Here is a 12216-nt window from a genome sequence, read left to right on the forward strand (position 1 = left end):
ATGAAGGGTTTCTCAGCAGGGGGTGGGATGATGGGGAGGGAGGACAGGGAGGGAGGGAGGGAGGGAGGGGCAATGGGGTGGGATGGAGGACGCCTCAGTCGGAAAACGGCAAAGTGAACGCGTCGGGGTGATCCAGCGGATACGGTAACAATCGCGGTGATCGCCGGCCATCCGTTCCGGTCACGATAAGATCACCTCTCGCGAATCGCCGGAGTGCCACGGTTCGCGTTCTCCGCAGCGGACGTTGAATCAGCGGACGTTGAATCACCGGGCATTTGTTCCTGCGGCTTCACAATGAGCCCCCAATTGTGCAACATTCCAAATCGGTCGCTGCGAGTTGCGCTGATCGTTAGCTGCCACACCCCCTTAATACTTTGGCCATTAAAATGGCCCAGACTGGGTTGACGCTTCAGCAATCCTTCCGGCAAGAAAGTCCCCTTGAACGGCGGCCTTGCCTTCGTGATGGGGTATCGCCCTTGATCATCAAAAACCGTTTGGTCGAAATGGTCATCATGGCCCCCCACCTCCGTAAAGAGTTCAATTCGTTGACCATCGGGTCCGGTCAGGAAAGCATCAAGCTGGCCCGTCGACGTATGGCTGATGGAAAGTGTGATGTTCAAATCGCCGATGAGGTAGTCTTCGTCGACTACGATTTCGGAAAGAACCGCCTTCTTTGGCGGCAGCACTTCCGCGTTGTTATTCACGTAGCTGCCCCCAACCATCGCTTTGGACTGGATCACTTCTGAGACCGTCAACAACCCATCACGGTTGGTATCAAGCGACGCAAATTCCTCGACCTGATCCGCGGTCCACTCGTCCGTGAATTCCGCCATGGCGACCTGCTCGTCCCGATTGGCGTCGCGCTCGTAGAACCAAGCGGGCAAGCCTTCGGCCGTTTCGCCTGCTTCGTCTTGCATTTCGAGCAGGAACGTCGTCAATTCATCGCGAGACAATTCGCCGTCGCGATCGACATCCATTCGGCCCATCGGGATACCGATGCGTGCCGCTTCGTTTGCATCGAGCCGACCGTTCTTGTTGGAATCGAATCGGCCTAAAATCGTCGCGGTCAGGTAGTATCGGCTGCCGCCGCGCCACCACTGCGAATCATCTCGTCCCTGGCGTTCCGCTGGTTTGGACGGTTCGATCCCGTTACCGGTGCGACGTGCTTTTTGGATCAATTCATCGGAGTCCCCCGACAGTAGCCGGCGGCGCGCGTAACGTTGCGCGAGCTCCAACCGGCTCAACCGATCATCTTGGTCGATATCTTCGTCAAAAGGATCGCGGTGCGTCCACGTTGCTCGTCTGGCTTCCGATCGATCGATATACCCATCTCGATTGCGATCGTGACGTCGGATCGTTTGATCGGCTTCATCGAGGTCATCTTGAATGTAAGGATACTTGACTTCGGGCAAACCAAACTCCGGTACAAGCGGCTGATCGGGATCGGGGCCGAACGGCATGACGCTACGATTGTCCTCGGGGACAATCTTTTTTCCCACCACACCGTTTTGAAACGCATGATAGATCCGTGCCGCTTCTTGCCACTTATCGATCCCATTGGGTCGGTCCAGCGAGAGTCGCCGTGATTTCGCAATCCTCTCGAGATAGGGACGGGCGAGTGGGGTGATCTCAGCGGGATCGATTTCACCATTTCCGTTCCTATCGAGCCGCTCAAGCGAATCACGCAAACCCGACTGGCCGAAGCAATTGCTGCACCAACCACTGACACCCAAAAGCAGCAAGGGAAGGACTGCGAACTTGAACGGAACACCCATTTCGTTGATATCCCTTGGCCCCATCTCAATCCCCTCGCTTAGCGGTCGGTTCGACTACGTTGATAGGAATTTCCCGACGAACGAGATGTCGAACGGTCATTGCGGGAACGCTCCTCTCCGAGCAGGACCTGCTGCAACACAGCGCCGAAGACTTCGCTACTAATCGGCGTGACCACCTCCACCGATTGCTCGCCGCGAGCATCGATCACCATCGCCAATTTCTCAACCTCCGCGAACAACGAGTCCGGCGCAGTGACAATCAGCGAATTGCTCGGTTCATGGACCGCCACGGTGATCTTGGGCTCAAGATCTTTGACCGGCTGGCTGGCCGGTCGCTTGGCGCCCGCTTTTCGGGGATCCCCTTCTTGATTCTCATTGTCTCGATTGCCGCCTGATTCACGCTGAGCCGGCTGAGCCGCTCCGCGCTGGTTGGGTTGCCCCCCCGCCCCCGTCGCACCGGTCACTCGCCCCGCGAACGCCTCGCGAATCGCCACGGCCACTTCGCTGGCATTTGTGTTGACCAACTCGATCACATGCGACGTCCCATACGTTTCAATCGAGGTGATACTGCGATCTTTATCAATGATCCGCAAATAGCCTTCAATCAGATCCATTTCGACAGCATTTCCTTGCGCGATCAAGCGGTTCAACCGAGAATCCGCAACCACCGTCATGGAACCTGCCATCATCGTCGTCGTTCCGTCCTGGGACATAATGAAGCTACTCAACGCGCCGGACGAAGCCCCAGAAACATAACCGTTCACTAAGGTTCCCGCTTCCCCTTCTTTTGCCGATTCGCCACCGTCGATCAATTCTCCCAACATCCGTAATGCGTCGTCGGCTTTGGCGTGTTGCAGGTAGAACACAACCGGTGGCGACGGTAAGGAATCGACCGGCCCCGCTACTGAACGCAAATGCTCCTCAAAGCGATCCAATGCCACGGTGTCATCGGACTGAAGTATCAATCCTCTTGGAGTCACCTGAACACGAATGGGAAACGCTTGGTGGTTGTTGATCGAGGTCAGTACCTTCGCGTTGGTGGCAGCAGACTCCAAGGAATCCGACTGCGAAGGATCAACGCTGGAACCCTCATTGGAGGGCAAGGATAGAATCTCACCACTTGGAACACGCTCGATCTGATCCGAAGACTCCGAGTCGGTCGAGGGAAGCAAAAGAATCGGGTTTGCCGAGCGCCAAAACTTAGCCGCCGTTACGACGGTTTCTACCGCTTGCTTTCCACGCAGCGGCAGGACCCGAATTTGATCGCTCACGTCACGGACCACACCGTCTTGCTCTAAACCTTCGACAATCGATTTGATCTGTTCAATTTGATGCTTCTTTCCGCGAACAAACAGCCGCATGTTTCCTGGATCCGCATCAATTTTCGGAGCATCCTCATCGATCTCGTCGAGATCATCGAGCGGCCCAGGAAGATCGAGCATTTGCTCCAGCAGACTAATCGCGAAGTACGGATCCACCGTTTTCAGCGGAATCACTTCAAACGCCGCATCGGATGCCTGCAACTGCGTGACCGTCTGAGCGATCTCTTGCTGGACCGATGGGCTAGCCAATGCAACCACACTGCGAGTCGATTCGTCCATCGACAAACGAACCGACTTGCCGGCCAGCAAGGTCTGCAGCACGTTATAAACCGTTTCGACGTTGCCACCTTCGATCAGATGAGACCGCAATTCCATTTCTTGATTGGACGATGTCATTGATTCGGCCGGTTGATCGATGGCCCGCACCAAGTTTTCAATCAATTTGACTTTGTCTTCCACTCCCGTGACAAAGATATGCTTCCCCTGCAAATCCGCTGACAAACTGACGTCGATGCCGATCATCTCGCCGGTCGCCAATCCGAGGTGTGGGCGAGCGACAACCAAGATGTCTTCGGCATCAACATTTTGCAGCGCAAAACTCTGAACAATCGTCCCATTGTCCATCCCGTCCGGTTCAAACGCTTGCAAAACCGCTTGCACGTTTTTCAACTTCGCAACGGTATCCGTGATCAGCAATTGATTGGTCTTCGCAAGAACCGTGGGTGCCATCATCAGTTTGAGCGCCGACAACTCCGCCACCGCGTCTTCGGCCTCCAGTTCACCGAGCGGAAAGAAACACTTGACGACATCGTGATTCTTTGCTGCTGCAAGCCGATCGACCGTCACCAACTCGGCAAGCACATCAAGTTGCTGGAGACTCCGGGGATCACCCAAATTGATGACCGACAAGAGCTTTCCACTTTGAACCAGCGTGTAGCCTTCCGATAGCAGAAACAAATTAATCCGATCGATCGCTTCTTGACACGTGAACGACTCGGGATCGGAATAGGTAAAGCTGCCAGGCGGCAGGTCACCGACATGGAGGGCAAGGTCCGCTTCTTCGGCGATCCAGTTGACCACCTCACGCCATGGAACCCCGTCAAACGAGAAGCGAACCGAATCGGTCGCCGAAGTCTGGTCGAATTGCGCCGTCGCTTCGATTTCCGCATTCACCCCTTGGGCACTCGCCTGCACAACAACTATCCAAGTGCTGACCCAGGCCAACAACATGCCATACAGGCAACGGTGAGCAAACCTATTGTGTGTCATCAGGCTAGACGATTTGACTCGTCTCGTTGAGGGAGGAAAGGGGGCAGGAGAGTAAGGTCGCGCCTTTATCTAGGGTAGCCAAAAGTCAAGAAAAGTCAATCTTCTGTAGGTCAACGGCTGGCAAAAGGTGTTTGCACGGCGTGCGGTCCTGGCGGTAGGATGTAGGCGGGAGGACCTCTCGTTCCCCCATTTTTCCCCTTGAGGCGTGAACCATTTGCAATCTCATTCTCACGTTTCTTTCGGTCCTTTTGGCGTTTTCCGCTCTCGCCCTTGGGTTTGCATTTCGACGTGCATTTCGAATCGTTGAGACCCTTTCGTTTCCGCACGGTGAAGCGGCCCCCAACGCCGTGATCGACGTCATCGTTCCCGCTCGGAACGAACAGGCTGATCTCGAGCAGGCGGCTCGAAGCATCTTGGCTCAACGATCGGGGAACCTACGCGTCTGCATCGTCAACGACCATTCCTGCGATGGAACCGCAGAAATTTCGACATCGATCGCGGACTCCGACGAACGCGTCACGGTCATCCACGATCCCGAATTGCGAGAGGGATGGTTTGGCAAAGCGAATGCGATGCAAACCGGGCTGGAGGCAACGCAAACCGGACTGGAGACAACCACGGCTCCCTTCGTCCTGTTCACCGATGCCGATGTGATCCACTCGCTTGATTGCTTTGCCGTCGCGCTAGCGGAAATGGAAGATCGACAGCTCGATTTCATCAGTTTGTTTCCCACCGTCCAACTTGAAACGTTCTGGGAAAACGTCATCGTCCCACAATTGATGATTGTTGGGATGGTCCGTTTCTTAACCACACGACTTGACGACCCGGCGTCCGACGAAGCGGTTGCAGCAGGTGCAATGATGATGACTCGGCGGACCGTACTCGATCGTATCGGTGGACTCGCCGGCGTCAAACAAGAAGCTCTCGACGACGTCCAACTCGCCCGCACCATCAAGCGTCATGGTTTCCGAACTCGCTTCTATTTTGCACCCGATCTTCTGCGAGTGCGATTATTCAAAACCAATCGCGATGCCTTTTGGGGGTTCACCAAGAACATCCTCACAGCCGTCCACCCCGTCCCCTTGGCAATCCCCTTAATGTTTCTGCCAATCTTCGTTTACGGGACACCACTTCTGACCCTCATGATCGGTGTGGCAGAAAACCATGCCTGGATGATTGCATCCGCAGCCTCGGCGATACTGGCCCAAGCAACCCTGCTGATCTCCGCCTCGCGGCTATGCTCACTTCGATGGTCCAAGGCGGTCTGCTTTCCTCTCGCAGCGATCCCGATCTTTTGTTGCTTTGCCAGTGCGCTGTACCATCACTACGTTCGAGGTGGGACAACTTGGCGTGGTCGCCTGTTGCCCCGAAATCGAGACTGAGACCGTCATGCTGACGTTGTTCTACCGTCGCGGTTGGCTCCACCGCGATTGACTCAGACATCAGCCCTACGGTGCAAACAATTCCCGAACACCCTGACGGTTCAGGACCACGATCGTGAACACACCCAGAATGGTTCCAAAGGGCATAAAAAGGCACTCAATGCACGCGACCACAAAACAAAACGTATAACCGGATCGGCGAGAAAGATTGCGTCCAGCGATCAACACACACGATGCGACAGCCAACCCAATCACGATGAAGGCCAACGCGAAGAGAATAAAAAACCACCCGAACCAAGTCGGCGGCGGTTGGCCTTGATCTGGGTTTTCAAACGCCCCGGCGACCATCGCAATTCCCACCGCAAGATGAATCACCGGAAACAAGGAAAACAATGCGATGATTGCCCCAACGATGTAGTGAAAGATCGAGAGCAAACGAAGTTGTTCCGCATTTTGATCCATCATCATCTCCTTTGTGCAACTCGCATTTTTGCACTTCGACTACGAGGGTTGTTGGCAATTTCCAATTCACTCGGTCGCAACGGTTTCTTGGTCAACACATCCCACGCATCATCGTCGCGGAACGCGGTCTTCACAATCCGATCTTCAAGCGAATGGAAACTGATGACCGCCAATCGACCTCCCGCGGCGATCCAACGGGGCGCATCCGCCAGCGTCCGTTCGAGGATACCGAGCTCATCGTTCACCGCGATCCGTAGCGCCTGGAACGTCCGCGTGGCAGGATGAATATCATGGTTGCGGCTCCGCGGGACGCAGCGCCGGCAAATCTCGACAAGATCGTTCACCGACTCCACCGGCCGCCGCTCACGAGCCCTTGCAACGATCGCTCGAGCAATCCGGCGGCTGAAACGCTCTTCACCGTATTGATAGATCGCATCGGCGATCTGTTTCTCGTCGTGCTGAGCCAACCAACGATTCGCGGGGGTACCATTTTCCGGATCGAAACGCAAATCGAGCGGCCCGTCCTGAGTAAAGCTAAAGCCGCGATTTCGGTCAGCCAACTGATCACTGGAAAGTCCCAGATCCAAGACGAGCGCATCGGCCTGTTCCAGATTCAATCGAGCCAACGCCTTAGGGGTCTGTTCGTAACTTGCCAAGAAAACCGTCAAACGCGAATCGAAGGATGGGTTGGTCGCTTCCTCCCCTTCCACACGCTGACTGACAGCGGGATCGCGATCGAGGCCAATCACGTGCCCTTCCCCTGACGGCAATCGTTCAAGCAAACGTCTCGCATGCCCTCCTCCTCCGTACGTACCGTCAACGATCACAAGCGGTGACGTTTCCATCACCCACTCAACCACCTCATCGGGCATGACCGAGATGTGACACGAATCAAGATTGCTGCTTGATGAAGAAGGACTATCGCACACTCGTTAGCGACTCACTGCACTGGAGAGCTTGTTCGAGATGATCACTGATCTCCGTTAACCGCTCGGGACCGCCACCGCCAACTTCCGCAGCCAACCATCCCGTGTAACCGATGTCACGCAGGGCCTGCTTGACACTCGGCCAATCGATATCGCCTTCGGTAATTTTCGTGAATTCCCCCGTCTGCCGCGAAAAGCCTTTGATATCCAACTTTTTGATGCGTTTGTCCAACGTCCGGATCCAAGCCGCAGGATCGCCGTAGCGCCAATGGTTCCCGATATCGTACTGAACACCGATCCAAGGCGAATCAAAATCGTCGATAAAGGCGGCCAACGCATCGGCGGTTTGGTCCGCCCCACCTTCGTGGTCATATAAAAAATCGTTCCAAACGTTTTCGATCAAGATGGACACGCCAAGCTTCTCGGCGACCGGTAACGCTTGTTTGATGTTGTCAAACGCTCGTTTGTAAACTTCCTCGTCGCTGCCATCCTTACCGTGACCGGCCACCAACAACATCGTGTCGGCCCCCACGTCTGCGGTTTGCTGGAGGCCCCTTTTGAGGCTCTGAAGCGCCTTTGCCCGGACCTCGGGATCGGGGTCGGTGTGACGGACTTGCCAGTGGTCGGCTCCGACCGTTCCATCAACGACAAGCCCCGTCGCTTGAGCGGCCTCGGTGGCTGCGGTCACATCAAACCCAGGAGCGCTAAGTTCAACTCCCGCGAACCCCGCTTGCTTGGCAGCCGCGAACTTGTCGGTCAACGTTCCCTCGACCCTGATCATGCCGATCTTTAACGTTTTGCGAAGCCAAGGCGAACCGATCTTTCCGACATTTTCTTCGGCGGCAGCGCGATCGATCCATCTCGTGACCGTGCCGGCGCTGATCGCCGCAGCGACCCCCACCCTCAAAACCTGGCGTCGCTCAAACCTGTCACATTGATTCATCGGGGGTCACCTCGCAGGGGATGGGGGGCCGTGATTGGAGCTATCGGCCTCAAGACGGCTTTGCAGCAAAATGTCAAAAAAACAACGGCGACGCGAGGCTACCCATGCAAAGCGTCGCTGCCCCCTTCATGGTACCAAGAATCGGCCACCCTTGCCGCGACTATTCGAAACGCCGAATCCGAACCGCCGACGCTTGGCCCTGTGGGGTCACGTTGACGCTGATGAAGTTGTCTCCGGCCGGCGTGGTGGGATCGACACAAGCATTGATCGGGCAAGCAGGATCCAAGTGGCTGCAGTTCAGGATCGAGAACAGTTCGCCACCGAGCGCATCGAGACTTGCCACCATCTCGACCATGCCCCCACCGGCACCGAGGTTACCAAAGTGGCCTTTTGCCGCGGTCACCGGCGGTTGCGACTGCGGGTGACCAAACAATTCGGCGATCGCCTCCGCCTCATCCCGATCCGATTCCACCGTCCCGAGGCCATGAGCATGGAGGTGCCCAATCGATTTTGGATCGGCTTGACCAAGCGCGCCGAGCAAAACGTTTCGAACCGCTTGTTTGAGATAGTCTGGACCCGCCGAAGGGCCTACTGCACTGCTGCTGTAGCCAACGATCTCGCCAAGAATGTTTGCTCCCCGCGCGTTTGCATGCTCAAGCGATTCACACACCATCGCCGCTGCACCCTCACCGACAACGCTACCGTCCCGGGACGCGTCGAACGGACGACTCATCTTGGATGGATCGTCGGTGTCTGCGGCCAATTTTTCTTGCAGCGAAGCATGCAACGTTCGCAACGGATGGACTCGCGACCCCGTCGCCCCAACAATCAATGCGTCTGCATGTCCTCGCTGAATCGTTGAAACGGCCTCACCCAACGCCGCACCGCTTGACGCTTCACGGACCGTGATCGAGTTATTGGCTGCACGTAAATTGTTGTAGATCGCAATATGACTGGCCGGCATGTTTGGCAAATACTTCAACAACCAAAGTGGGTTGACTTCGGGTTTGCCCTCTTGCCCCCAACGATCAAAGTCAAAGCTGCCATCCTCGTTCATGCATTTGCGAATTCCGGAAATAAATTCCTCGGGCAGTGACATGATGTAATCACATCCATACACCACGCCCACTCGCTCCGGATCCCGTTTGTCTTCGGTCAATCCGGCATTGTGCATGGCCAATTGAGCGACCGCCACCCCCATCTCGATTTCGCGGCACATCACCTTGCTGCCTTTGCGAATCGTCCGTTGCAAAGACTTGTCGAGCGGTCCGTAGTTAGAGATATGGCCGGTAAAGTCGACCGCTTCGGCTCCGTGATCGACGCACAACACGCCGCGCGGGACCTGAGTGAACGGGCGAACGCCACTTTTGCCCGACCGCAATGCGGCCAATAACTCACCGGGATCGTTTCCAAGAGGGCTGACAACGCCGCGACCGGTGATGACCACGCGTTGTGATTTGGATCTGTCCATAAAGGTTCGCGGTCGTAGCCGGCGTGTTTTCTGATTGGGGAAGGATCGGGATGGAATTGAACTCCGACATTCTAAACAGATGACACGAAACTTTGAGGGGGGTTAATATCGCCCGCGACTGGTTGAGTCGTAAGTCGCAGCAGCTGCCGTTTGGGGGACCGCGGCGGGAGCCATCGGGGATGCCAGGTTTTCCGAGGCTCGACCACGAAACGCGATGAACAACAACGCGTCGGCTCGACCCGACGTCGTTCCGGTGAATGCGTCGAGGTAGGGGATCGAAGAGACCGCCGACCGCTCGGGGCTGGCCACGACACCACACGACAACAGCAAGACCTTATCGGATTCCCATCGAAAACGCTCGTGCAACCGCCAACTGACCACCTGAGGCACATCGATTCGCGCCCGGTGGACTTGCTGGTTTCGCAGCGGCAATTCAAGATCCACGTGATTTAGTTTGTCCACTTGGTCGATCTCGGCCTTGATCATGCAATCAATCACGCGACCATCGGTACTCAGCAGCGGACTGAGCCCCAATCGATACCCTTCTTGGACTTCGCCCGTTTCCGGTTCGTAGGGAGGCCATCCATTGGGTGACTCACGAACGTTGCAAACATAGTTGCGGCCGTTGGTTTTCGATAGATTTTGCGTTTGTCCGTTGTACACGGGGATGTCGACCGCCTGAACTTCTCGAGCATCGGTCCGTTGCCGCAGCAGATTCAACACCATCGCAGCGTTTTCCTTGCTCAAAAGCCACGCTTGAACGCCCGGCGTGTCCACAGGGACATGGGTCATCAACATGTGTGCTCGCGCTCGCCAATTCGGGTTGCCGACCGTCATCAGTCTGAGATGCATGATCTGCGGCTCCGTCTCTCCGGCAACAAACCGATCCACGATCCCTGCGATCACGGCATGGACCTCGGGAGTGTGGTAAACCGACAACGTTTCACGATTGGCGTTCAAAAAACCGAAGGGTTCCGAAAACCAGACGTCGGTGCCCGTTTCTCGTAAAATCCAATCCACCACCGCCTGCTCGGGGTGATCTTGCTTGGTCAAATAACGCGTGTAGGGCGTCAAATCGTAAACGCGGTGCTCTTGCCCCGCCGATCGCGGCAACTGCCCCCCTGCGCTAACTTGCCCGCTGGTTTGTCTTTGCGACGCGGGGGCTGGATTCGTCGATGGACCTTGCGTCGCGGTCCCGCTTGGCTGAAACCCGGTTGGGGGTGGCCGGAAACTAGGTTGCTGCTGCAGACTCGGCGGCACTTCGGCAGCCGGAAGCCCCATGCCTCCGGAAGGAGCTTGTGCCTCTGCCAAACGACAGGGGTTGGTCAGCAGGGTTACGGCGCAGAACAAACAGGCAATCACGGCTGGACGCATCGATTCGATTCCAGTTCGATAGGAAAAAGAGTATTTGATGGTTCTCGTATACGCGTTAAGTCAAAGCATTTGCAAGGGCGAAATCGCCGATCCGTTATGCTAGCAACAAGGAACTCGGCGCCTCAGATCGGCGTTTACGCGAGCCAGAGTTTTGGGGTAGAAAACAGTCGATTGTTGGAGTCCGCCGTTGAACGTGCTTTCGACCCGGCGGCCCTGCAATCACCTACCCACCCGAAGGCAAATTCAATGAGCGTTCTCATTAGCTGCGAAACGGGAGGCGATCGGACGCCTTCGTGGCTGATCGATTCCGGCAACTCCACACCACACGGCAGCTCGTCGCTTGGGGAATCGCTGCTGGACCCAGCCGCACGCTACGCGGCTCGGAAGATGGCGGCAAGGTTGTCGGTACCGCTGATTGAAAACGAATACGCTGCGGACTTGGTTGATGTCACCCGATCCGCCCGACATCGCTCGGTTTTCCCCCCGTCGGCACGACGTTTTGGGGACGAAACCCGCCATCGCTTGCTTGCGGAAATCCATCACCCCTACCGCCAAAGAATCCAAACGGCGATTGCCGAGTTACTTCATCAGCATCCCGTGGTGGTCCATCTGTCGATCCGCTCCTTTGTCTCGCGAAAAAACGGTACCCTTCGTCGCACCGACGTGGGGCTACTTTATGATCCATCACGGGAAGATGAGGTGGATTTTTGCCTGGATTGGATCGACGAAATGTACGAGGAGGTGCCGATGGTTCGCGTCCGCAGGAACTACCCGCGTCGAGGTACGACCGAGAGCCTGGTGACGGCGATGCGGTCGGCGTTTCCCGAACAAACCTTCATCGGCATTGAAGTCTTGCTGAACCGTGCCTGGGCTGCTCGCCCGGTGCTCCGCCGCGATGAAGCGATCGACGGGATGTGTCGCTCGTTGGAAATGCTACTGGAGCTCGAATCCGACGCCGAATTCGGTGACGCCTCCCCCGTTCCTCAGCAACACGCCGCCTAGCTGGACAGCGGCACTTCGTGGGCGATTTACCCTAGTTTGCCAAACCAACCTTGGACGGAGCGCGCTGTTCCGGCAGTGGTGAGGTTTCGTGCCAGGGCAGGTCCGGACCAAGCGAAGCACGACCCGCTTTCAAACCTCGGCCCGCTTTTCCAACCCGGCTTGCCATCTCGGCCAGAATCACGAACACTAATGGGCCACACCCGAGTCGACTTCTGCGTTTCAAAAGCCGGCCTGCGTCACGCGACGGACGTCACGCGACAGCGGGGTTCGGAAACGTTCGTCAAAACAAC

9 protein-coding genes are annotated in these 12216 nt (G+C 56.4%); 2 read left to right on the forward strand and 7 right to left on the reverse strand.

The genetic code is table 11. From position 1 onward, the window contains the following. Window positions 1-191 precede the first annotated feature (191 nt). Together Poly41_RS28825 and Poly41_RS28830 are read right to left on the reverse strand one after the other, a co-directional pair. Window positions 192-1775 (reverse strand): proprotein convertase P-domain-containing protein, encoded by a 1584-nt coding sequence (locus Poly41_RS28825; RefSeq protein ID WP_146530835.1) that lies wholly within the window; start codon window positions 1773-1775, stop codon window positions 192-194. Between the two features lie 38 nt (window positions 1776-1813). Further along, entirely contained in the window at window positions 1814-4366 is a 2553-nt protein-coding gene (locus tag Poly41_RS28830) for a secretin N-terminal domain-containing protein (RefSeq protein ID WP_146530836.1), read from the reverse strand. Window positions 4367-4713: 347 nt separating this feature from the next. Here Poly41_RS28830 and Poly41_RS28835 point away from each other — a divergent pair, with 347 nt between their 5' ends. Next, window positions 4714-5748, forward strand: a complete 1035-nt coding sequence (locus Poly41_RS28835; RefSeq protein ID WP_197231764.1) for a glycosyltransferase — start codon at window positions 4714-4716, stop codon at window positions 5746-5748. A gap of 66 nt (window positions 5749-5814) precedes the next feature. Here Poly41_RS28835 and Poly41_RS28840 read toward each other — a convergent pair whose 3' ends face one another. The 5 genes from Poly41_RS28840 to Poly41_RS28860 all read right to left on the reverse strand — a co-directional run bounded on the left by Poly41_RS28840 (window position 5815) and on the right by Poly41_RS28860 (window position 10924). Continuing rightward, window positions 5815-6216, reverse strand: a complete 402-nt coding sequence (locus tag Poly41_RS28840) for a hypothetical protein (RefSeq protein WP_146530838.1) — start codon at window positions 6214-6216, stop codon at window positions 5815-5817. Then, on the reverse strand, window positions 6213-7139 hold the full coding sequence (gene rsmH / locus Poly41_RS28845) for a 16S rRNA (cytosine(1402)-N(4))-methyltransferase RsmH (RefSeq protein WP_261344923.1): 927 nt from the start codon (window positions 7137-7139) through the stop codon (window positions 6213-6215). The genes Poly41_RS28840 and rsmH overlap by 4 nt, the downstream gene beginning before the upstream one ends. After that, the gene (locus Poly41_RS28850; RefSeq protein WP_146530840.1) at window positions 7129-8079 is read right to left on the reverse strand and encodes a sugar phosphate isomerase/epimerase family protein; all 951 of its coding nucleotides are present in this window, start codon (window positions 8077-8079) and stop codon (window positions 7129-7131) included. Before Poly41_RS28850 ends, rsmH begins: the two co-directional genes overlap by 11 nt. 160 nt (window positions 8080-8239) lie before the next feature. Beyond that, entirely contained in the window at window positions 8240-9550 is a 1311-nt protein-coding gene (locus tag Poly41_RS28855) for a beta-ketoacyl-[acyl-carrier-protein] synthase family protein (RefSeq protein WP_146530841.1), read from the reverse strand. Between the two features lie 102 nt (window positions 9551-9652). Further along, window positions 9653-10924 (reverse strand): hypothetical protein, encoded by a 1272-nt coding sequence (locus tag Poly41_RS28860; RefSeq protein WP_231616030.1) that lies wholly within the window; start codon window positions 10922-10924, stop codon window positions 9653-9655. A 246-nt stretch (window positions 10925-11170) separates the two neighbouring features. Here Poly41_RS28860 and Poly41_RS28865 point away from each other — a divergent pair, with 246 nt between their 5' ends. Continuing rightward, entirely contained in the window at window positions 11171-11926 is a 756-nt protein-coding gene (locus tag Poly41_RS28865) for an N-formylglutamate amidohydrolase (protein WP_197231766.1), read from the forward strand. Window positions 11927-12216: the final 290 nt, after the last annotated feature.

The sequence above is a fragment of the Novipirellula artificiosorum genome, assembly GCF_007860135.1.
In the GTDB taxonomy this organism is placed as follows: Bacteria; Planctomycetota; Planctomycetia; order Pirellulales; family Pirellulaceae; genus Novipirellula_A; species Novipirellula_A artificiosorum.

Excerpts from the sequence above, each read along its gene's own strand:
- Poly41_RS28825 (WP_146530835.1), bottom strand. The coding sequence starts at position 1,775 with ATGGGTGTTCCGTTCAAGTTCGCAGTCCTTCCCTTGCTGCTTTTGGGT.
- Poly41_RS28830 (WP_146530836.1), bottom strand. The coding sequence starts at position 4,366 with ATGACACACAATAGGTTTGCTCACCGTTGCCTGTATGGCATGTTGTTG.
- Poly41_RS28840 (WP_146530838.1), bottom strand. The coding sequence starts at position 6,216 with ATGATGATGGATCAAAATGCGGAACAACTTCGTTTGCTCTCGATCTTT.
- Poly41_RS28850 (WP_146530840.1), bottom strand. The coding sequence starts at position 8,079 with ATGAATCAATGTGACAGGTTTGAGCGACGCCAGGTTTTGAGGGTGGGG.
- Poly41_RS28855 (WP_146530841.1), bottom strand. The coding sequence starts at position 9,550 with ATGGACAGATCCAAATCACAACGCGTGGTCATCACCGGTCGCGGCGTT.
- Poly41_RS28860 (WP_231616030.1), bottom strand. The coding sequence starts at position 10,924 with ATGCGTCCAGCCGTGATTGCCTGTTTGTTCTGCGCCGTAACCCTGCTG.
- Poly41_RS28865 (WP_197231766.1), top strand. The coding sequence starts at position 11,171 with ATGAGCGTTCTCATTAGCTGCGAAACGGGAGGCGATCGGACGCCTTCG.